Below are 19,898 nucleotides of genomic sequence, written 5' to 3'. Positions count from 1 at the left end.
TATGTTCTTTTTCCAAGGACTGACCATGGGACTGGCTTACGTCGCTCCCATTGGCATGCAGAATCTCTTCGTCATCCATTCGGCGTTATCCCATTCCCTGCGCCGCGCCGTCGTGACAGCACTCATCGTCTTGTTCTTCGACATCAGTCTGTCGCTGAGCTGTTTTTACGGCATCGGCAGCCTGCTGGATCATCTTCCCTGGCTCAAAGCGGTCATCCTGGGCGCAGGTACGCTGCTCATCCTCTACATGGCCTATGGCATGATCCGCCAGGTCCCGGATGCGCTGGCCCTTAAAGGTCAGCCGGCCTCTCTGGGCCAGACCGTTTCCAAAGCCTGTATCGTCACCTGGATGAATCCTCAGGCCATTTTAGACGGCACGATGCTCCTCGGCGCCTTCCGCATCACCCTGCCTGCCGCCGAAGCCACGACCTTCCTGACCGGCGTCCTCCTGGCATCGGGCCTGTGGTTCCTCTCGCTCACGGGCTGCGTCGCCGCCTTCCGCCACGCCATGCCCCCCCGCATCCTGCGCGCCATCAACGTCCTCTGCGGCACGGTCCTCATGCTGTACGGCCTCCATTTAGGCTATACCTTCGTGCAGTTCTTTCAAATCTGAGACGGATTCTCCATGATACGGAGGATTTCTGCATCGGTATGAGCCATACCTTGATTACCAAACTTTACTGATTTTTCAACCCTTTTTCGATAACGGGCCCGACTTTAGCTGCCCATGCGGCAAAATCTTTTGTTCCCGTCATGACATGCCACGATTTAGCACGATATAAATGCCGGTACAACTTCTGATAATTCGGGTCCGACGCAGCCAATTCCTGCATGACGTCCCGACGAGCCGCTAAGAGATACTGCGGTACACCTTCTTTCGAAGCCGGTTTCAGGGCTGCCATCATGAAAGGCTTAGAAGTCAATAAGGCCACTAATTTTTGAGCCGGTTCTACCTTATTCACTGGAATCTGGGAAGAGATGCTGACGTAATCAACATAGGCCGTCGCTACATCGGGATGTTCACAGCTGGAAATGGCCTTGACGTCTGTATCATCCCCCTGTCCGAAGCGGACGATGGCGCTCATCGCTTCCGGATAGGCATACAACGCCCGGCCATGGCCCTGAGCAAACCATTCAGCCCGCGTAAATTCATTGCCATCGTCATAACGGCCCGTTGCGGTGCCCGTCATCGCGTACAATTCTTTCAAATACTGCATGGCATCCGCTTGAACGTCTCCCATGGCCTGTACCGGAACGACCTTTCCTGTATGGTCCTGAAGAATATTATAGTACTTCATTTCATTATTTAAGCTGAAATCAGCGATGACACCTTCGTCCCGTCCGGGAAGTAATGCCTGGGTCTTCCGTGGACCGATGGCTTCATAAAGCTGTTGCATCGTCTGGACACGGGATACGGCATGATCCTCTTTGTGGTAAAACAGCGTATCCATGCAGACCATCTGCGGGATGCCGTAATACGTCCCCTGAGAGTACCCCTGTTCTAACGTCCAGTCTGGATAGGCAGAGCGGGCTGGAATGGTTTCTCCTAAGGGATAAAGCAGCCCTTTTTCTATATATTGCGGCGCATAAAGGCCATCGAAGACAAAAACATCACTTTTCGGTTCTTCAAAATAGCAATCCCAATCGACGAAACGCAATGTCACATCGGGGTCAATATTCTTCCATTGCGCAGTCAAAGCCGTTTCAAAGGCCTTAATATCAGGAACATAGCGGAACAATCCTACAGTCAGCACCTTTTTGTCTGTCTCCGTTCCCTGTCCCGGTTCACTGGCCATCCCTGTCACCACAGTCATCATGGAAAAGGCCAGGCTTAAAATGATACGAAATAATCGTTGTCTCATATGCTTATCCCCTTCAACATAAATTAGCCAGCAGGCAAAGCCCTGCCAGCTAATTTACATTGTAGCATATGTCATCATGCGTAGTCACTTTTACTTTATAGTTAGTATCACAGAGTTTGTAGTTTACAGAGAAATCTTTTAAATTTAAAACCATTCGCTAACTGCTAACCGCTGACTGCTAAAAAAGCACTGTCTTCATACGACAGTGCCTTTTTATCGCAGTTTCGTCAGAAGACTCCTTCCTCTTAGGTTGGAGATGAATGGCGATTCTGTGATATAATATCAGTAGCAGTTAGACTTCTGCGTGAACAAAAAAGTATTTTCAATCAACGGCCTTTGAGCCGTTTTCGGAGGAGCACTCCCCCTTGCCGCAGCACGACGCCATAGGCGAATCGCGACGGGTAGAAAAGAAGTGCAAAATGTATCTATCAAAGTAAGCAGAACTTCGATTTTGAGGAACTGTGTAAGGGGCTTTTGGACAGCCCTTTGAGAATAAGGCTATCCTGATTCCAGGAGGAAACTTAAACAGCAACCTTCTCAAGAATCTCCTACTTCTACAAGTAGGAGAGGTTCAATACTGCATAGCTCGTTTCCGGCTCATCCACAGGCCGATGGCGATGACGCCGCCAGCTAGTACGGCCTGAAGGGTCATGGGTGCCCAGGCACCGGCCATTTGCTGCATCAGGGTCCCCAAGATTTTATCGTGGCCAATCATGGAACCGGCTGTCCAGCCCAGCAACCCGGCGCCGGCATAGAGGATGACCGGGAAGCGGTCCATGAGCTTGCCGATAACCGTACTGCCGCCGACGATGATGGGGATGCTGATGAGGAAGCCGCAGGCGACGAGGAGAAAGCTGCCGTGCGAAGCCCCGGCGATGGCCAGGACGTTGTCGACGCCCATGGCTGCGTCGGCAATAATGATGGTCTTGATGGCTCCCATGAGGCTGTCTGAAGCCGTCACGTTCTCATCGTGTTCTTCCGGAATGAGCAATTTCACAGCAATGGGCAGCAGGATGAGGCCGCCTAAGGCCTGTAAAAAGGGAATCGTCAACAGCCAGACGGCGATGAGAGTCATGACCAGACGGATGACGACAGCACCGCCGGTCCCGATGAGGATGGCTTTGCGGCGCAGATTGGCCGGCAGCTTATTGGCCGCCATGGCGATGACGACGGCATTATCGCCGCCGAGGAGGATATCCAGTAAAATGATAGAGCCTAAAGCCATGAAAAATTGCATCGATAAGATTTCCATAATATACCTCTTTCTCTGAAAAACAAAAGAGACTTCCGCATGGTATCAGCAAAACTGGTATCATGCGAAAGTCTCACCCATTGCGATAGCAACGCTGCCACCAGCCGGTCAATGCCGGCACGATGTTGATGACAACTGACGAGAGGTTACTCCCCTTCGCGATTCGATTGTAGGCTAAGTATAACAGGCAATTCGTTCTTTGTCAATATCTTTTTCCTTGAAAAGAACGAATATCGGTTACGACATGGCGATAGGCCTCGATGAGGATGTCGAAATCAAGTTCATGAGCGACACCGGCATAGCCGTCGTCCAGGCAGGCTGCCGCTTCTTCCGCCTTCGTCGTAAAGATATAGCAAGGCTTCTTCACCTGCTGGCAGGCCTGGAGGATACGCGCTTTCGCCGCCAGGAAATCGGGATGCGTAAATTGACCTGGCAGGCCCATGGACGTCGGATTAAAAAGTCGTTTTCTCCATTATACCATGATATAATGGAAGAAAACAAAGAGGAGGCATCATCATGAATATACAACGTATCGGATTCATCGGGACCGGTGTCATGGGCAGCGGCATGATCCGGAATTTACAGAAAGCCGGCTATCCCGTCAACATCAACACGCGAACGAAGGCCAAGGCCGAAAAGCTCATCCAGGAAGGCGGCCGCTGGTTCGATTCGCAGGCAGAATTAGCCGCCCAATCGGACATCGTCATTACCATGGTCGGTTATCCCCAAGACGTGGAAGCCGTCTATTTCGGTGACCAAGGCATATTTCACGGCAAACAGGGCGGTTTCGTCATCGACATGACCACGTCCAGTCCCTCCCTGGCCAAGCGCATCTACGCCCAGGCCAAAAAACAGGGCATCGAAGCCTTGGATGCGCCCGTTTCCGGTGGCGACATCGGTGCTCGTCAAGGGACACTGGCCATCATGGCCGGCGGCGAAGAAGCGGCCTTTGAAGCCATGAAGCCTATTTTCTCGGCTATGGGCCAGACCCTGACCTATTTCGGCCCGGCCGGCAGCGGCCAGTATGCCAACCGGCCGGCAGCGGCCAGTATGCCAAGATGAGCAACCAAATCGCCATCGCCTCGAACATGATGGGTGTCTGCGAAGCCATGGCCTACGCGAAAAAAAGCGGCCTCGACCCGGAAAAAGTCATCGCCACCCTTTCCGCCGGAGCCGCCGGCTCCTGGTCCCTGGCAAATCTGGCACCGCGCATGCTGCAAGGCGATACGAAACCAGGTTTTTACATCAAGCACTTCCTCAAAGACATGCACATCGCCATCGAATCGGCAGAAGAAATGGGACTGGACCTGCCAGGACTGCGCTTAGCCAAAAAACTCTACGACCAGCTGGCCGACCAAGGCATGGAAAACTGCGGGACCCAGGCCTTGTTCCAGTGGTATGACCACCAATAAGGAGCTGCCCCATGGACAGTCATGCCATCCGCTGCTTTCAGCGGGTCTTTGAAAAAGAGAGCATACACCAGGCGGCCAAGGACCTGTGCATGACGCCGCAGGGCGTGAGCCGGGTCATCAGTGCTTTAGAAGGAGAAATGCAGACGGCCCTTTTTATCCGCAGCCGCAAGGGCATGGAAGCGACGCCGGAAGGCCGGTATTTTTACGAGCACACGCAGGAACTGACCCGCCAGCTCCTGGACCTGCAGCTGGGGATGCAGGCGTTGAAGCGGAAAAAAGCAGGCCTGCATATCGGCTTCTCCTGCGGCGTCCTGAATATCCTCTCCATCCATGTCTTGAAAGGCGTCATGGCCCGCCATCCGGACAAGTCCCTGGAATGGGTCGAGGATTTCAATGAAAAGATTGTCCAGCTCATTGCCGAAGACAGCTTGTCCTGCGGCTTCTGTATCGGCCCGATCCGGTCAGATGCCTTTTTCCAGCAGGAAATCTATCGCACTGGCATCGAAGCCGTCGTCTATGAGGGCCATCCTTTTTATGACCGGCTGTCCATCACTATTGAAGACCTGAAAGGGCAGCCCCTCATCGGCCTGAACGAGCATTTCTCCTTATTCCATAGCATCGTCAGGCGCTGTGCCGATTTCGGCTTTACGCCGCAGTTCGTCGTCAAGACCATGGAGAGCCGCCTCATCTATCACTTCTGTCAGGAACGCGTCGGCATCGGTATCAACGTGAACATCCATGCCGCCCCGTCGCCGCTTCGTTACGTCCCCATCACGGAAGGGACGCCGTGGCGCATCTTCTTTGTCTGTAAAAAAGAAAAGCGCGATGATTCCTTATTCCAGGAAATCATCGCGGCCCTGACCTCGCATCTGCAACCATAGCAACAAATCGTTGACACCTGCTGCCGTTCCTTTGATGGACGACAGCTCTTTTTTTATGATACTGTAGAGGAGAAATGCAGAGACACTATCATGCTGATTACAGGAGGTTCCTCATGACTCGAAAATTCCCGCACGTATCCAGTCCCATCACCATTGGCCGCACGACCTTCCGCAACCGTATCTTTTCGGCTCCCATGTGTGGTACGGACATTACCAATGACGGCTGTATCGGTCCGAAATCGACGGCCTTTTACGAATTGCGCGCCAAAGGCGGTGCCGCTGCCGTCACGGTTTCCGAATTGATGGTCCATCCCCAGACCGACGGCTCTCACGCTTACCATCTGGACGAATCGATTCTCAATTCCCTGGCCGCAGCGACGTACACGGCCGATGCCATCCGCCGCCACGGCGCCATCCCCTCGCTGGAATTATCCCATTCGGGCCAATTCGCCGGGACCTATATGACCGACAAAAGCCGTCAGCACGGGCTCTGCCAGTGGGGTCCCAGTGAAGGGATGCGCCCTGATGGCGTCCCGGTCAAAGCCCTGACCCAGGAACTGATCGACGATATCGTGAAAGCCTATGGTCACGCTGCGGGCCTGGCCAAACGTGCCGGTTTTGGAATGGTCATGATCCACGGCGGCCACGGCTGGCTCATCAACCAGTTCCTCTCGCCCTTGTTCAACCACCGCAGCGACCGATACGGCGGCTCCCTGGAAAACCGCGTCCGTTTCGCCATCGAAGTCCTGCAATCGATCCGCGCCGCTGTCGGCCCCTTTTTCCCCATCGAATTCCGCATGAGCGGCGCCGAATTCACTGAAGGCGGCTACGACCTGGAAGAAGGCATCCAGATTGCCCAGGCCATCGAAGCCTACGCCGATATCATCCATGTATCGGCCGGTACGTATCAGAAAACCTTTGGCATCACTCACCCTTCGATGTTTGAAGCCCACGGGCGCAACGTCTATTTAGCTGCGGAAATCAAGAAGCACGTCAGCAAGCCCGTAGCGACTATCGGCGGCCTGACCGACCCGGCCATGATGGAAGACATCATCGCTTCGGGGAAAGCCGACATCGTCTACATGGCCCGGCAGCTGCTGGCCGATCCTGAAACGCCGCAGAAAATTATGGAAGGCCGGGATGCCGACATCGTCCACTGCCTGCGCTGTTTCACCTGTATGGCTGAACGGGCGGCGACTGCCACGCGCCGCTGCACCGTCAATCCCCTCATCGGCCGGGAACTGGACGGGACGGAAATCCAGCCGGCACCGGTCAAAAAGAAAGTCCTCGTCGCCGGCGCCGGCCCTGGTGGATTGTATGCAGCCTATACGGCAGCCCGCCGCGGTCATCACGTCATCCTCTGTGAAAAAGAAAGCGAAGTCGGCGGCATCCTGAAAAGCGAACAGGCCATCCCTTTCAAACGGGAAATGTATGAATTGGGAAAAACTTATGAACGCCTGGCCCGCCAGGCCGGTGTCGAAATCCGCCTGAATACGGAAGTAACGCCGGCATACGCTGCCAAAGAAAAGCCGCAGGCCCTGATCATCGCCGCAGGGTCACGTCCCCTCGTCCCGCCGATCAAAGGCTTGGACGGCGACAACGTCATCATCGTGAACCAATACTATAAAGAAAAAGCCAAAGTCGGGAATCACGTCATCGTCTTCGGCGGCGGCCTGGCAGGCTGCGAATGTGCCATCCACCTCGGCCAGGAAGGCAAAGAAGTGGAACTCATCGAAATGCGCCCGGCCCTGGCACCGGATGCCAATGTCCGCCACCGCCCCCTGCTCCTGGCTCAAATCGAAAAGTACGTCCACGTCCATACGCAGTATAAGGGCCTCGAAGTCACGCCAGAAGGCGTCCTCTGCCAGGACCCGCAGGGCCAGCGCGTCCTCGTCCCTGGCGATACGGTCATCTGTGCCTTAGGCCAGCGGTCCCGTACCGACGTCGTAGAAGCCCTGCGGGACAGTGCGCCTTTCGTCCGCGTCATCGGCGATGCGGCCAAAGTATCTACCATCACCAACGCCGTCTATTGGGGTTACTGGGCTGCCCTCGATATCTGATATCTGATCCTGGTCAGTCCTCATACCAGCCAAACAGGGTTTGCCCCGTCTCTAACTGCTGAATCCGAGCCATGTCGTCCGGCGTCAGGGTGACGTCGAAAATATCGAGATTCTCCACCATCCGCTCCCGATGGGACGATTTCGGGATGACGCCGATGCCCTGCTGAACCAGGTACTGCAAGGCAATCTGTGCGGCCGTCTTGCCGTATTTCTCGCCGACAGCCTGTAAAATGGGCTCCTGGAATATGGGCTTTTTCCCTTCTGTAAAAGGGCTCCATGCCTGCATTTGTGTCCCCTGTGTTACAAGTGCCTGCTGGAGCTCTTTTCGTCTGTAATAGACGTGGCACTCGACTTGGTTGACCATGGGGATAATATAACAGCTTCCGATAAAATCAAGATATTCCCGGACATTGAAATTAGAAATGCCAATGGCCCGGACCACGCCCTGGCGGTAAGCTTCAGTCAAGGCCCGATACATATCCAATGCCTCGTTGTAAGGCTCATGGATGAGCAGCAAGTCGATATAGTCGGTCTGCAATCGGTCCAGCGATTCTTCGATGCCCTGCCAGGCCAGCTCATAACCGGCCCGGGTCTGGCACAGTTTCGTCGTAATGAAGACATCCTCCCGGCGAAGGCCGCTTTCGGCCACGGCCTGGCCGACGATGGCTTCGTTATCGTACATGTGGGCCGTATCGATGAGACGGTAGCCGACGGATAAGGCCTCCCGGATAGCCTGCTTCCCTGCTTCTCCTTTCAGCATCCACGTACCAAAACCAACAGCCGGCATAGTCAGACCATTATTCAAAATGATGTGCTTGTGCATGCTACTCCTCCATTCATCCTACAAATTCATTGAACCTCTCCCACTTACTAAAGATTTTCGAGCATCCGGATTTCATTCTTCATGAGGTACCAGGTCTTATCCGGCAGGCGGCCGTTAACGAGGTACTCAGAAGTTTGAGCTTCTATAAGGAGCCATTATTAAGCATCCACGTTTCAAACCGGCAAATACTCGGATTTTGATTGATGAAATCATTGAGCTCCTCATCGATAATGCGGATTCCCTTACGACGAGGTTCACTGGCAAATCGATTCGTGATTTCATAACAGATTCGTGGCGGTGGTGGCGTTTTCAGCGTGTAGAAGACGAGATCCGAATTATTACGAATGGCATCTGAAACAACGGACATATAACCGGGAACAACAAATCCTTCAAGAACTGTATGCAGGGAAAACAACCTTAGAAATTTACGGATTCGACCGATTGATTTATCAAAAGAACAGCATGCATAGTTAAATGTAAATAAAAGAGGGCTGTCTCCTTAAGCCATTTTAGCTTCGGCGGCAGTTTTCTTTTTTTGTTCTATTTCATTTTTCTATTTTCCTTTTCTAGCTAAACGTAAAAAACTCCCCTTCACATGGGCGCTCCTGCGCCTGATTCCCAGAATCTATTGCGGCAAAGCCGCTTCTGAGTATTAAGTTTGCTGTTTATAATTTTTTACCCCTCTTGTCATTTGACAGCATTTATGTTAGCGTTTAACCAGGAATATGAGGAGGGAAATCAATGAAAACTTGGGAAGACTATAAGAATCATGTAAAGGCCATCAGTGAAAACTCAGGCTTTGACATCAAGGAGATGGAAGAACTTGTCTTTGCCCGTAAACGATGGATAGAAAGCCAGATGCTCGCCTATGGATTCCAGAAAATCAGGAACACCTATATTCTTGAAAAACCATTGCTTGACGGAGATTTCAAAACGACTATCTCCGTTACCTCAAAAGGAGCGGTTACGGGTAACGTCATTGACTCGATGACCCAGGATGAATACTACCAGCTTCGCCAGGAACAAGCTGCCGGCGCCTATATCCATACGGTCCGGGCTGCTTACATGTCCCTGCTCAAGGACATTGCCGCTTCCTGTTGCAGAGATATCCTGTTCGCCTCACAACAAGCCAATCGGCTGACCCAAGCCATTTTAGACAACTTTCAAGTCAAGCCGGATTTCCCATGGGAAGGTTCTGCTCATTATCAGTCTTACGGAACCTTCCGCCATGCTTCCAATCGAAAATGGTTTGCTCTCATCATGAATGTAAAAAGAGATGTATTAGACAAGGATGGGAATACGGCCCTGACCGATATTATAAATGTAAAAATCCCGCCGGCCAAGGGCGACGAGCTCCGACAAATCCCCGGCATCTATCCAGCTTATCACATGAACCACAAGACATGGATTTCGGTAGTGCTGGATGATACCTTATCGGATGAAAGCATCATGGATTTCATCAACACTAGCTATCAATTAACAATCCACTAAGGATAAATTCAATCAGCAGACAAACATAGCGGAGCCATTACACCAAGCAAATGTTGCTTTATGTGACAGCTCCGCTTTTTGCGTTTTAAGTTTGTAGTTATTACTTCATAATCAAAATCGGAACCTGACTGCGCAGGAGGACATAGTTGCTGACGCTGCCCAGGAGGATTTTCTTTAATCCCGACAAACCGCGGTTGCCGATGATGATCAGGTCCGTCGGGTAGTCTTCGCTGTACTGGACGATGTTCTTGGCCGGGTCGCCGATTTGGACGACGGCCTGGATGTGGATTTCTTTGGGGATGCGGGGCATCAGCTTGAGCAGGATCTGATAGCCTTTTTCCTTCAATTCTCCCGGGACGTAGCCGCCGGTACTGACTTGTTCAAAAGAGTTGATTTCCTTATTCATATCGACGACGGTCAGCAGTGTCACCTGACTGCCGCATTTTTCGGCCAGGTATACGGCCTTTTCTAAGGCTCTGACAGACGGTTCCGAACCGTCGACAGGGACCAGGATGTGCTGAAATTCTTCCATCATGCATGTTCCTCCTTCTGCCGTGCCAGTTCTTTCTGCCGGGTCCCATAGAAGACGAGGCAGAAGACGATGATGAGGCAGGCGAAATAAATGAGAAAGCCGCCGAATTCCGGAGCGATATCCCAGAAACCGGCGCCGCGCAGGGTAATGTCGCGGGTAAATTCATATTCCCAGGTCAGCGGGAAAAAATGAGCGAAATAGCGGACCCACAGGCTCTGTTCCATGAGCGGGCTCGTCGCCCCGCCGAGGATGAAGCCCATAGGGATGAATAAGATCATGCGGCTGGCGGCGACGCCGGGATTGGCCGCGTTCCAGCCAAAGAGCAGGCTCATGACGCCGACGGCCGGGATATAGAAACACTGGGTCAGGAAAAAGAGCCAGACACTGCCGGCAAAGGCCATATCGTTCAGATAGTGGAGGATGACCATGCCGACGGTCAGGGCCATCATCAGGCAGGCGCAGTATGGGACGAGACGGGACAGGACGGACGGCCACCGGCGCTTCTTCGATGAAGTTATTCCCAAGCAGGACCGTGAACAGGACGGCGCAGACGACAGCGACCAGCATAGCGACCTTTTCATAGGGCATGCCCATGCCGGAATATACATAAGCAGGACACCGCCTGCCAGGAAGATGCCGATGAAAAATAGGCCCAGGCGCCATGCCCGCTTTGGCAGATGCACTGTTTGTCCCTTCATGGTAATCATTCCTTTCTCTCTATTATAATTAGCTAACTAACTATATAGGTGAATCAAGAGGTTACGTTCTATTATAGCGTAACCGTATCCGAACACATTGATTAGCTTGTTAATTATAATTATATACCCGAAAAAGAATAAAGTCCAGTCCCTGAATCAGGACTGGACTTCTTTGGACAAAGCTCCGGCCGCCTTGGTTTCATCATCCAAGGACAGCCGGGCCAGGCGTTCGATGAAAAAGACGCGGCGATTGAAGAAATTGACGAAGCGCCCGACGAGCATGGCCGACACCAGCGTGCCGACGCCAAGGCCAGTCAGGGTCCCCAGGCCGCCGTAAAGGGTTGACAAGATGACGGCAATGGTGACCATGGTCGAATCGAAGGCGACTTTCGTCGAGCCCATCCGCCATTTCCCCGTCTGGGCAATGGCCTTGACGGCCCCGTCGCCAGGCACCATCAGGACCTGCGACGCCACTTCGATGCAGATGCCGAAGGCCAGGATCGCACAGCCGGCCACTAAGAGAGCTGCGGCAAAAGGCCAGTTCAGTCCCTGTAATCCTGCCATGGCGTGCATGAAAAAGTCGATGGCTGCGCTGAAGACGAAGTTAATGGCAATCTGCAGCAGCTCTACGGGCCGGAACTGGCGGCGCAGCAGGGCAATCTGCAAGACGATGAAGGCCATGTTGAGGACAAAGGTCAGCTGGCCGAAGGTCCACGGCGTATAGAGGCTGACGACGAGGGGCACGCTGGAAATGGGCGACGTCCCCAGGCTGGCGACAGTAATCAAGTCGATGCCGAAGGCTGTCATCAAGATACTGCAAAGAAAGACACTGACCCGTATTTTCAAATGATGCATACGCCGCATACTCAATCGCCCCACTTCTTTTCATTCTCCATAATGCGATGAAACGTCGCCATGAACTGCTGGCGTGCTTCCGGCTCGATACCCTGCCACATTTCATCGTCGATGCCATAAATGACCTGGCGGATCCGCTTGGCCTTTTCCCAGCCCTTTTCCGTCAGGAAGATGGCCACGCCCCGCTGATCTTCGGGCCGCGTTTCCTTTCGGATGAGGTCCAGCTTTTCCATGCGCTTCAGCAGGCTGGTCACCGTCGACTTGTCGATGATGCACTCGCGGCTGATATCCTTCTGACTGGCGCCGTCATGGAACCACAGATATTCCAGTATCTTAGGCTGACCGGGCATGAGCCCTTCCCGCTTGATGCGGCGGCCGATTTCCCGGTTCGACCGGTGGAACCCTAACAACAGTAAAATATGCAACGCTTCTTCGTCCATGGCGATTCCCCTTTTAATTAGTTTTAATTCCAACTACATTCCTTATTATATCGCAAGAAGGAGAAAAGTCAACAGGGCGCCCCTTACAAGGGGCGCCCACTCCAGGATATGTACGATTTACCAACCACTTTTCTAGAAAAATCCTCCATATTCTGAGACGGGCTCGCCACGTGCGAGCCCCTACAAACTGCAAACTAACATCGGTCTGCAATCAATGAGCCGTTTCGGCAGCAGGCAATTCGCTGGTGCAGTGCGGGCAGCGGGTTGCATCGTCCGCGATGGGCTGGCGGCAGAACGGGCAGAGCCGCGGTTCCGGAGCCGGTTCCGGTTTGGGCAGGAAGCGGTTCAGCTGTTTGAGGACCATGAAAATGGCAAAGGCGATGATCAGGAACTCAATGACCGTGTTAAGAAAGGAACCGTAAGCAATGACAGGGATCCCGGCTGCTTTCGCTTCGGCCAGGGACTCGACGTGTTCTGTGCTCAAAGGGATGAAGAAGTCCGAAAAATCAATCCCGCCGAGGAGAACCCCAAATGGGGGCATAATAATGTTGTTGACCAGTGACGTGACGATTTTCCCAAAAGCTCCGCCGACGACGACACCGACTGCCATGTCCAGCACGTTCCCCCGCATGGCAAATTCTTTGAATTCCTTGATGATGCCCATGTTTTCCACTCCTATCTGTGGTGTAAAAAATAAATTATAAAAAAATAGGGACTCGCATGATGGCAGAAACTGTCGTGCGAGTCCCTATTCATCATAGCGGAAAAAGGGCAAGCTGACAATGATTTTTTATTTTTGTTATATTTATTTAATAAAGCGACAGGAGCTGCGGCAAAAAGCCCGATTCCTGTATGGCTTCGATACATTCCAGGATGCCGACGGCCAGGACGAACCAGAGGACGTCGCCGGCAGCATGGCGGAAGACTTTCGGTTTAACTGTATATTCCTGCGGTTCATGGTAGAGCGACCATTTCGGGAAGAAACGGGGTACTTCCCGGATGTAGGCAGTATACGGTTCCCCGAAGATGCGATGCAGCCGGACTTCTTCCGTATAGATGACCGGGATGTACATGACGGCAAAGAGGAGGACCAGCAGCGCCGTCAGGGTCAGCGATTCCATGCACAGACCGACGCCGATGCCGCCGAGGAAGCTGAAGAAATACAGCGGATTCCGGCAGACCGAATACGGTCCTTCGCGGACCAGGACGTCATTCTTATAGCCGGCAATGTACTGAGCGCACCACATGCGGCCTGCCATGGCGGCGCCGACGCAGAGGCAGCCCACGAGGAATAAGATGCCCGAGACATACAGGGCCGTGACATCCAATTCCTTTTGCGAGAACATGAATAAAAATAAAAACAGAAGCCCAATGACTTGGGAAATACGGGTGCGGTAATGGTCCAGGAAATACATGGTGACTCCTCCTCTTGTCCTAATTGATAAGGCCAGTATAACGGTCATTTCTAACGAAAAATTAGGCAAAATTTAAAGGAATCATAAAGATTTGTGAACAGACTGCGTATTCTTTGTAACAACTTTTATGTTACAATAAAAGAAACGTCATTCGTCCATTTTTAAGGAGGCATCTGCCATGTTCAAAAAATTACTCATACTCACCCTCAGCGCCCTGCTCTGCTGCGGTGCAGCTATGGCGGCTGACACGACGTCCATGACCGACAAAGCCCGCCAGGCTGAAACACAGTCCCTGCCGTCGACGATCAAACATCTCGACCTGGTCCTGGTCCTCGATAAGAGCGGCTCCATGTATGGCCTGGAAAGCGATACTATCGGCGGCTACAACGCCATGATTGCCAAGGAAAAAGACCTCGACGTCGACACCAAGGTCACGACGGTCCTGTTCAACAATAAAGTCGACATCCTGACGGACCGCAGCAACATCAACAGCCTGTCGGACATGACGACCAAGGATTACCGCGTCGGCGGCTCGACGGCCCTCCTCGATGCTGTAGGCAACACGATTGCCAAGATTTCCGACACGCCGGGTATTTCTGACAAAGATCATAAGGTCATCTTCGTCATCATTACGGACGGACAGGAAAATGCCAGCACGGAATATTCCAAGGCGACGATCCAGAAAATGATTTCCGATAAAAAAGCCCAGGGCTGGGACTTCATTTTCCTCGGCGCCAATATCGACGCCGCTTCGGAAGCCCAGAACCTGGGTATCGATGCCGACCATGCCGTCAAGTACCGCAATACCTCGACAGGCGTCCAGAAGAACTTCGCCGCCATTGCCGCTTATACGCGCAGTGCCGTCCAGCAGCAAGACGACGACTCCTGGAAAGATAACATCGAAAAGGATAAATAAGTCTTATTTCAAACCTGCCAATTTGGCCGGGTCCATGGCTTTATCGAACTGCTCTGCCGTGACCCATCCCGTCTTCAGGGCTGACTCTTTCAAGGTCAGCCCTTCTTTGGCTGCCTGTTTGGCAATGGTGCAGGCCTTGTCATAGCCGACGAGGGGCACCAGGCCCGTGACCAGGATGAGCGAGTTGTAGAGGTTGGTCGTGATCCGTTCGCGGTTCGGTTCGATGCCGACGACGCAGTGCTTGCGGAAGGAATCCATGCAGTCCGTGAGCAGGCGGATAGACTGGATCAGGTTGTAGGCGATGACAGGCATGAAAACATTGAGCTCGAAGTTCCCCTGGCTGGCGGCGATGCCCAAAGTCGCGTCGTTGCCCATGACCTGGACGGCGACCATCGTGACGGCTTCGCACTGCGTCGGGTTGACTTTGCTGGGCATGATGGAGCTGCCCGGTTCATTTTCGGGGATACGGATTTCGCCGATGCCGCAGCGCGGTCCCGACGACAGCCAACGGACGTCATTGGCGATCTTCATGAGGTCGCAGGCCAGGGCCTTGAGCATGCCGTGGACGACGACGAGTTCATCCTTACTGGTCAGGGACTGGAACTTGTTCGGCGCCGTATGGAAGGTCGTGCCCGTCAGCTGGCTGACGATTTCGGCAAAGCGCACATCGTAGCCTTTCGGGCAGTTGATGCCCGTGCCGACGGCCGTGCCGCCCATGGCCAGGTCGCGGAGGAAATCGACGCCCTGGACCAGCATATCCCGGTCACGCTGGATCATGCGGGCCCAGCCGCTAAATTCCTGGCCCAGCGTCAAGGGCGTCGCATCCTGCAAGTGGGTCCGGCCGATCTTGACGATGTCCTTGAAGGCTTCCTGTTTGACCCGGAGTGCCTGATAAAGGGCTTCCATGGCAGGGAACAGTTTCTGTTCGATGAGCATGACGCCGACCATATGCAGGCCTGTCGGGAAGGTATCGTTCGAGCTCTGGGAATGATTGACGTGGTCATTGGGATGGACATTCAAGTCCTTGCCCTGGGCTTTTAAGATTTGTTTAGCCCGGTTGGCGACGACTTCGTTGACGTTCATGTTGAACTGCGTCCCGCTGCCGGTCATCCATACGGCCAGGGGGAAATTGCCATCGAGTTTGCCGGCCAGGATGTCATCGCAGGCCTGGAGGATAGCGTCGGCCCGGTCGCCGTCGACGACGCCCAATTCCTTGTTGGTCAGAGCTGCCGCCTTTTTCAAATAAGCAAAAACCGTGACCATTTCGGCAGGAATCTTTTCCGTGCCGATCTTAAAATTCTCGAAGCTGCGCTGTGTCTGGGCACCCCAGAGTTTATCAGCCGGGACTTTGATTTCCCCCATCGAATCTCTTTCTATACGGTATTCCATGACGAACCTCCAATCAGATTATATAAAACATAGCGGACTCAGGCGGGCGCCCTTTGGGTCGCCCCTACGTTGGGTCCCCAAGGGGGACCGTATGAGGAACGAGGAACGGTTTCCCCACATTTGCGGCCGTATACTCCATATTATATAAAACATGGCGGACTCGGCGGACGCCCTTTGGGTCGCCCCTACGTTGGGTCCCCGCAGGGGACCATTCGAGGAACGATGAACGACCTACGACAAGCCCATGGGATTGGGCTGGAAGATGCGGCCGTCCATGAGTTGCAGGTCATCGGCGATGAGCGGGCGGAATTCCATCTGGCCCAGGATGTCCCGTTCCAGGTCCATGCCCGGTGCGATTTCCGTCAGCATCAGGCCCTGCTGTGTCAGGCGGAAGACGGCCCGTTCAGTGACGACCAGGACGTGCTGGTCATGACTGGCCGCATAAGAGCCGGAAAAAGTGACCTGTTCGATGTCCGTCTTGAACTTCTGGTATTTCCCTTCATGGTCGATGACCAGGCGCCCGTCTTCGCAGTGTTCCCGCAGGCCGCCGGCTGTAAAAGTCCCCATGAGGATGAGTTTCTTCGTGTGCTGGGCCAAGTCGATGAAGCCCCCGGGCCCGGTGACGCGACCGTGGAATTTCGAAACATTGACATTGCCCATGGCGTCGATTTCCGCCAGGCCCAGGGCGCAGAGGTCGAGGCCGCCGCCGTGGCAGATATCGAACATGTCGGCCATCTTCAGTTCCGCTTCGGCATTAACAGCGGCCCCCATATCGAGGCCCGACAAGGGAATGCCGCCGATGATGCCCGAATCGGCCGCCAGGGTCAGGCTCGGTCCGAAGCCCTCTTCAGCGGCGACAGAGCCGATGATTTCCGGGATGCCGATGCCCAGGTTCATGACATCGCCTTTTTTCAGTTCCATCGCCGCCCGGCGGGCACAGATTTTGCGATTGTCCAGAGGATGCGGCGGCAGGGACTGGATGGACTTGCGCCCTTCGCCGCTCAGTTCCGGCCGGTAGCCGTGGGTCGAAAAGCTCTGGACGTGGTACTTCGGCCGCGGCACGACGACGTAATCGACGAGGAAATGGTGGATCTTCACGAGGCGCGAATCGAGGCTGCCGCGAGGCACGACGTCTTCGACCTGGATGACGACGATACCGCCGGAATTATGCGTCGCTTCGGCCACTTCCAGCTGTTCACCAATCATGGCTTCGCGCTGGAGGGAAATGTTGCCGTCTTCGTCAGCCAGAGAACCGCGGATAAAGCAGACCTGTATGGGAAAGGCCGGATAATACAGGTATTCGCTGCCATCGATTTCCATCAGGCGGACGATGTCTTTCCCTTCGCGGACGGTCTTTTCATTGGCCTTGCTGCCGTCCAGACGCGGATCAGCCAAGGTATGCAGACCAATATCGGTCCAGACGCCCTTACGGCCGGCGGCGATAGCCCGGTACAGCTCCAGGAGCGTCCCAGCCGGGACCGTATAAGCCAAGCACTGGTCAGCTGCGACCTTGTCGGATAATTTCTTTTCCATGCCGAAATGACTGGTAATGATAGTCCCGATGAGGCCGTCTGCAGCCAGTCGGTCACCGCCGCGCTGGCCGCCGTCGCCGGTACCGGCAATCTTGACCAGCGTCAGGTTGCGGGGATGTCCTTCGTCGGCATAGCGGTCGTGGAGAGCCTTGAATAAACCATCAGGCGTACCGAAGCCGGCATGACCGCTGACAGCCAGGGTCATATCATCGCCGACGAGACGCGCCGCTTCGGCAGGCGTAATAAACTGTGTCATAACGACCTTCCTTTCGTGTGGTAATGAAAAAAGGACCTGTCGTACGACGACAAGTCCTTTTAAGTGGTTAGCAGTTAGTGGTTAGTGGTTAGCGGATGGCTTTCAATTTAAAGGTTTCTCTGCAAACTACAACCGTCGTCGGTCGTTCATCGCAGGTCGAAAAAGACTTCGACGAACAATGAACGATGAACGTTATTTCAAGTGTTTCAATCCTTTGGCGCCGATGTCGCTGCGGACTTGCTGGCCGTCGAAGTGGATGCGTTTGACGTTGGCATAGGCCTTTTCGATAGCACTTTGGAGGTCCGGTGCTACGGCCGTGACGCCGAGGACGCGGCCGCCGTTGGTGACGTACTGGCCGTCTTTCTTGGCCGTGCCGGAATGAAAGACCATGACGTCTTCTTTATCGACAGCATCGAGACCGCTGATGACATCGCCCTTATGGGACGAAGCGGGATAGCCGGCAGAGGCCATGATGACGCAGCAGGCAGCGGCGTCTTTCCAGTGGACCATGTCAGCCGTCAGCGTGCCCTTGGCGCAGGCATACATGATCTGAGCCAGGTCGCCGTCGAGGAGCGGCAAGACAGCCTGTGTTTCGGGATCGCCGAAGCGGCAGTTGAATTCGACGACTTTCGGGCCGTCTGCCGTAATCATCAGGCCGGCATAGAGACAGCCCTGGTAGGTGATGCCTTCCTGTTTGAGGCCATCGACGACGGGTTTCAAAATCTTTTCTTCGACTTCCTTGCGGATTTCCGGCGTGACAACCGGTGCCGGCGCATAAGCCCCCATGCCGCCCGTATTGGGGCCTTCGTCGTTATCGAAGATACGCTTGTGGTCCTGAGCCGAAATCATGGGTACGATGGTCTTGCCATCGACGAAAGCCAGGAGGCTCGCTTCTTCGCCGACCATACATTCTTCAATGACGATGCGGCCGCCGGAAGCACCGAAGATGTGGTCTTCCATCATGGCGTTGACGGCTTCGATGGCTTCTGCTTCCGTCTGGGCGACGACGACGCCCTTGCCGGCAGCCAGGCCATCGGCCTTGACGACAATCGGTGCGCCCTGTTCCTTAATATAGGCCTTGGCGGCATCGCCATCGGTAAAGGAGGCGTAAGCTGCCGTCGGGACGTGGTATTTCTTCATGAGGTTCTTGGCGAAGACTTTGGACCCTTCCATCTGGGCTGCGGCCTTGTTCGGGCCAAAGACAGCCAGGCCCTTGGACTGGGCCAGGTCGGCAATGCCTTCGGTCAAGGGGACTTCCGGACCGACGACGAGCATGTCGATGCCTTCGTTTTTGGCATAGTCCGTAATGGCGTCTAAATCGGACAGGGCGATGTCGACGCACTGGGCGACTTCACTCATAGCGGCGCTGCCGGGAATGGCATAGAGCTTATCGACGCTCGGGCTCTGAGCCAATTTCCAAGCCAAAGTATGTTCGCGGCCGCCGCCGCCGATGACTGCTACTTTCATTATTTTGCGGCCCCCTTCTGAACCTGTTCTGCCAGGTATGCGGCAATGGCCGTATCATAGACAGCCGTGTGATGGAAGGCTTCCTGAGCCAGTTCCAGGCGGTACTGGTCGGAGAATTCGCCGTCCTTCTGGAGGATGGAAATGATTTCGCCGTATTTGGACGGGTTGGTGACGATGGCGACGTATTTGTTATTCTTTGCCGAAGCGCGGACCATGCAGGGACCGCCGATGTCGATGTTTTCAATGGCTTCAGCCAAGGTGACATCCGGTTTGGCAATGGTCTGCTGGAACGGATAGAGGTTGACGACGACCAGGTCGATCGGTTTGATGCCGTGTTCTTTCATGGCTTTAACGTGTTCCGGATTGTCGCGGACAGCCAGGATAGCCCCGTGGATTTTCGGATTCAGCGTCTTGACGCGGCCGTCCATCATTTCCGGGAAGCCCGTGACGTCCTGAACGGCGATGACCGGTACGCCCGCTTCTTTCAGAGTCCGCATGGTGCCGCCCGTGGAGATGATTTCAATGCCGAGGTCAGCCAGGGCTTTGCCCAGTTCGACGACGCCCGTTTTATCAGATACACTAATGAGTGCGCGTTTTACTTTCATGAAAAATTCCTC

At 54.1% G+C, this 19,898-nt stretch carries 21 protein-coding genes; 7 read left to right on the top strand and 14 right to left on the bottom strand.

The genetic code is table 11. The features are described from left to right. Nucleotide 1: 1 nt before the first annotated feature. A complete protein-coding gene (locus ACFCTO_RS01775) occupies nt 2–613 on the top strand; it encodes a LysE/ArgO family amino acid transporter (protein ID WP_499876277.1) in 612 nt (203 codons plus the stop codon). 64 nt (nt 614–677) lie between these two features. Here the strand turns inward: ACFCTO_RS01775 and bcmE are convergent, their stop codons facing one another. The 3 genes from bcmE to ACFCTO_RS01760 all read right to left on the bottom strand — a co-directional run bounded on the left by bcmE (nt 678) and on the right by ACFCTO_RS01760 (nt 3,556). Beyond that, on the bottom strand, nt 678–1,862 hold the full coding sequence (gene bcmE / locus ACFCTO_RS01770; protein ID WP_499876276.1) for a thiamine pyridinylase: 1,185 nt from the start codon (nt 1,860–1,862) through the stop codon (nt 678–680). Between the two features lie 571 nt (nt 1,863–2,433). Beyond that, nucleotides 2,434–3,114 (bottom strand): TerC family protein, encoded by a 681-nt coding sequence (locus ACFCTO_RS01765; RefSeq protein WP_294024056.1) that lies wholly within the window; start codon nt 3,112–3,114, stop codon nt 2,434–2,436. A 202-nt stretch (nt 3,115–3,316) separates the two neighbouring features. Next, on the bottom strand, nt 3,317–3,556 hold the full coding sequence (locus tag ACFCTO_RS01760; RefSeq protein WP_499876275.1) for a hypothetical protein: 240 nt from the start codon (nt 3,554–3,556) through the stop codon (nt 3,317–3,319). Nucleotides 3,557–3,630: 74 nt separating this feature from the next. Between ACFCTO_RS01760 and ACFCTO_RS01755 the strand changes: the two genes are divergently transcribed. From ACFCTO_RS01755 to ACFCTO_RS01740, 4 genes are all read left to right on the top strand, one after another. Continuing rightward, nucleotides 3,631–4,176, top strand: coding sequence for an NAD(P)-dependent oxidoreductase (locus ACFCTO_RS01755; RefSeq protein ID WP_499876274.1), 546 nt, complete (start codon nt 3,631–3,633; stop codon nt 4,174–4,176). Continuing rightward, complete coding sequence (locus ACFCTO_RS01750) at nt 4,173–4,526, top strand: NAD(P)-dependent oxidoreductase (RefSeq protein WP_499876273.1); 354 nt, start codon at nt 4,173–4,175, stop codon at nt 4,524–4,526. Before ACFCTO_RS01755 ends, ACFCTO_RS01750 begins: the two co-directional genes overlap by 4 nt. An 11-nt stretch (nt 4,527–4,537) precedes the next feature. Beyond that, nucleotides 4,538–5,407, top strand: coding sequence for a LysR family transcriptional regulator (locus ACFCTO_RS01745; protein WP_499876272.1), 870 nt, complete (start codon nt 4,538–4,540; stop codon nt 5,405–5,407). A 113-nt stretch (nt 5,408–5,520) separates the two neighbouring features. After that, nucleotides 5,521–7,467 carry an oxidoreductase gene (locus tag ACFCTO_RS01740; protein ID WP_499876271.1) on the top strand — a complete coding sequence of 649 codons (1,947 nt, stop codon included), beginning with the start codon at nt 5,521–5,523 and terminating at the stop codon, nt 7,465–7,467. 13 nt (nt 7,468–7,480) lie between these two features. Here the strand turns inward: ACFCTO_RS01740 and ACFCTO_RS01735 are convergent, their stop codons facing one another. Further along, nucleotides 7,481–8,290: an aldo/keto reductase gene (locus ACFCTO_RS01735; RefSeq protein WP_499876270.1), complete on the bottom strand. Its 810-nt coding sequence runs from the start codon at nt 8,288–8,290 to the stop codon at nt 7,481–7,483. A 741-nt stretch (nt 8,291–9,031) separates the two neighbouring features. Here ACFCTO_RS01735 and ACFCTO_RS01730 point away from each other — a divergent pair. Further along, a complete protein-coding gene (locus ACFCTO_RS01730) occupies nt 9,032–9,781 on the top strand; it encodes an MmcQ/YjbR family DNA-binding protein (protein WP_499876269.1) in 750 nt (249 codons plus the stop codon). A gap of 100 nt (nt 9,782–9,881) precedes the next feature. Here ACFCTO_RS01730 and ACFCTO_RS01725 read toward each other — a convergent pair whose 3' ends face one another. The 6 genes from ACFCTO_RS01725 to ACFCTO_RS01700 all read right to left on the bottom strand — a co-directional run bounded on the left by ACFCTO_RS01725 (nt 9,882) and on the right by ACFCTO_RS01700 (nt 13,721). Then, nucleotides 9,882–10,316 (bottom strand): universal stress protein, encoded by a 435-nt coding sequence (locus ACFCTO_RS01725; protein WP_499876268.1) that lies wholly within the window; start codon nt 10,314–10,316, stop codon nt 9,882–9,884. After that, nucleotides 10,313–11,011 (bottom strand): hypothetical protein, encoded by a 699-nt coding sequence (locus ACFCTO_RS01720; protein ID WP_499876267.1) that lies wholly within the window; start codon nt 11,009–11,011, stop codon nt 10,313–10,315. The genes ACFCTO_RS01725 and ACFCTO_RS01720 overlap by 4 nt, the downstream gene beginning before the upstream one ends. Nucleotides 11,012–11,167: 156 nt before the next feature. Continuing rightward, entirely contained in the window at nt 11,168–11,875 is a 708-nt protein-coding gene (locus ACFCTO_RS01715; RefSeq protein ID WP_499876345.1) for a YczE/YyaS/YitT family protein, read from the bottom strand. A 2-nt stretch (nt 11,876–11,877) separates the two neighbouring features. Next, nucleotides 11,878–12,306 (bottom strand): MarR family winged helix-turn-helix transcriptional regulator, encoded by a 429-nt coding sequence (locus tag ACFCTO_RS01710; protein WP_499876266.1) that lies wholly within the window; start codon nt 12,304–12,306, stop codon nt 11,878–11,880. 211 nt (nt 12,307–12,517) lie between these two features. Then, the gene (gene mscL / locus ACFCTO_RS01705) at nt 12,518–12,970 is read right to left on the bottom strand and encodes a large conductance mechanosensitive channel protein MscL (RefSeq protein WP_294024074.1); all 453 of its coding nucleotides are present in this window, start codon (nt 12,968–12,970) and stop codon (nt 12,518–12,520) included. Nucleotides 12,971–13,115: 145 nt separating this feature from the next. After that, nucleotides 13,116–13,721 carry a methyltransferase family protein gene (locus ACFCTO_RS01700; protein WP_499876265.1) on the bottom strand — a complete coding sequence of 202 codons (606 nt, stop codon included), beginning with the start codon at nt 13,719–13,721 and terminating at the stop codon, nt 13,116–13,118. Nucleotides 13,722–13,899: 178 nt separating this feature from the next. On the opposite strand from ACFCTO_RS01700, the gene ACFCTO_RS01695 reads away from it, so the two are divergent. Then, a complete protein-coding gene (locus ACFCTO_RS01695; protein ID WP_292260949.1) occupies nt 13,900–14,637 on the top strand; it encodes a vWA domain-containing protein in 738 nt (245 codons plus the stop codon). 3 nt (nt 14,638–14,640) lie between these two features. On the opposite strand, the gene fumC is transcribed toward ACFCTO_RS01695, so the two are convergent. From fumC to ACFCTO_RS01675, 4 genes are all read right to left on the bottom strand, one after another. Then, entirely contained in the window at nt 14,641–16,026 is a 1,386-nt protein-coding gene (gene fumC / locus ACFCTO_RS01690; RefSeq protein WP_499876264.1) for a class II fumarate hydratase, read from the bottom strand. Nucleotides 16,027–16,257: 231 nt separating this feature from the next. Then, nucleotides 16,258–17,814: an acyl CoA:acetate/3-ketoacid CoA transferase gene (locus tag ACFCTO_RS01685; RefSeq protein ID WP_370841731.1), complete on the bottom strand. Its 1,557-nt coding sequence runs from the start codon at nt 17,812–17,814 to the stop codon at nt 16,258–16,260. 192 nt (nt 17,815–18,006) lie between these two features. Then, nucleotides 18,007–19,281, bottom strand: coding sequence for a phosphoribosylamine--glycine ligase (gene purD / locus ACFCTO_RS01680; protein WP_499876263.1), 1,275 nt, complete (start codon nt 19,279–19,281; stop codon nt 18,007–18,009). Next, nucleotides 19,281–19,886 (bottom strand): bifunctional phosphoribosylaminoimidazolecarboxamide formyltransferase/IMP cyclohydrolase, encoded by a 606-nt coding sequence (locus ACFCTO_RS01675; protein WP_020311354.1) that lies wholly within the window; start codon nt 19,884–19,886, stop codon nt 19,281–19,283. The genes purD and ACFCTO_RS01675 overlap by 1 nt, the downstream gene beginning before the upstream one ends. Between the last annotated feature and the right edge of the window lie 12 nt (nt 19,887–19,898).

The organism is Megasphaera indica (assembly GCF_046614755.1).
GTDB classification, from domain to species: Bacteria; Bacillota; Negativicutes; order Veillonellales; family Megasphaeraceae; genus Megasphaera; species Megasphaera intestinihominis.
This window is presented reverse-complemented; position numbering and strand designations above follow the sequence as displayed.

Excerpts from the sequence above, each read along its gene's own strand:
- ACFCTO_RS01720 (WP_499876267.1), bottom strand. The coding sequence starts at position 11,011 with ATGAAGGGACAAACAGTGCATCTGCCAAAGCGGGCATGGCGCCTGGGC.
- ACFCTO_RS01745 (WP_499876272.1), top strand. The coding sequence starts at position 4,538 with ATGGACAGTCATGCCATCCGCTGCTTTCAGCGGGTCTTTGAAAAAGAG.
- ACFCTO_RS01715 (WP_499876345.1), bottom strand. The coding sequence starts at position 11,875 with ATGCGGCGTATGCATCATTTGAAAATACGGGTCAGTGTCTTTCTTTGC.
- ACFCTO_RS01775 (WP_499876277.1), top strand. The coding sequence starts at position 2 with ATGTTCTTTTTCCAAGGACTGACCATGGGACTGGCTTACGTCGCTCCC.
- ACFCTO_RS01685 (WP_370841731.1), bottom strand. The coding sequence starts at position 17,814 with ATGACACAGTTTATTACGCCTGCCGAAGCGGCGCGTCTCGTCGGCGAT.
- mscL (WP_294024074.1), bottom strand. The coding sequence starts at position 12,970 with ATGGGCATCATCAAGGAATTCAAAGAATTTGCCATGCGGGGGAACGTG.
- ACFCTO_RS01750 (WP_499876273.1), top strand. The coding sequence starts at position 4,173 with ATGAGCAACCAAATCGCCATCGCCTCGAACATGATGGGTGTCTGCGAA.
- ACFCTO_RS01710 (WP_499876266.1), bottom strand. The coding sequence starts at position 12,306 with ATGGACGAAGAAGCGTTGCATATTTTACTGTTGTTAGGGTTCCACCGG.
- ACFCTO_RS01755 (WP_499876274.1), top strand. The coding sequence starts at position 3,631 with ATGAATATACAACGTATCGGATTCATCGGGACCGGTGTCATGGGCAGC.
- ACFCTO_RS01700 (WP_499876265.1), bottom strand. The coding sequence starts at position 13,721 with ATGTATTTCCTGGACCATTACCGCACCCGTATTTCCCAAGTCATTGGG.
- ACFCTO_RS01735 (WP_499876270.1), bottom strand. The coding sequence starts at position 8,290 with ATGCACAAGCACATCATTTTGAATAATGGTCTGACTATGCCGGCTGTT.
- ACFCTO_RS01725 (WP_499876268.1), bottom strand. The coding sequence starts at position 10,316 with ATGATGGAAGAATTTCAGCACATCCTGGTCCCTGTCGACGGTTCGGAA.
- bcmE (WP_499876276.1), bottom strand. The coding sequence starts at position 1,862 with ATGAGACAACGATTATTTCGTATCATTTTAAGCCTGGCCTTTTCCATG.
- fumC (WP_499876264.1), bottom strand. The coding sequence starts at position 16,026 with ATGGAATACCGTATAGAAAGAGATTCGATGGGGGAAATCAAAGTCCCG.
- ACFCTO_RS01695 (WP_292260949.1), top strand. The coding sequence starts at position 13,900 with ATGTTCAAAAAATTACTCATACTCACCCTCAGCGCCCTGCTCTGCTGC.
- ACFCTO_RS01760 (WP_499876275.1), bottom strand. The coding sequence starts at position 3,556 with ATGGGCCTGCCAGGTCAATTTACGCATCCCGATTTCCTGGCGGCGAAA.
- ACFCTO_RS01740 (WP_499876271.1), top strand. The coding sequence starts at position 5,521 with ATGACTCGAAAATTCCCGCACGTATCCAGTCCCATCACCATTGGCCGC.
- ACFCTO_RS01675 (WP_020311354.1), bottom strand. The coding sequence starts at position 19,886 with ATGAAAGTAAAACGCGCACTCATTAGTGTATCTGATAAAACGGGCGTC.
- ACFCTO_RS01765 (WP_294024056.1), bottom strand. The coding sequence starts at position 3,114 with ATGGAAATCTTATCGATGCAATTTTTCATGGCTTTAGGCTCTATCATT.
- ACFCTO_RS01730 (WP_499876269.1), top strand. The coding sequence starts at position 9,032 with ATGAAAACTTGGGAAGACTATAAGAATCATGTAAAGGCCATCAGTGAA.
- purD (WP_499876263.1), bottom strand. The coding sequence starts at position 19,281 with ATGAAAGTAGCAGTCATCGGCGGCGGCGGCCGCGAACATACTTTGGCT.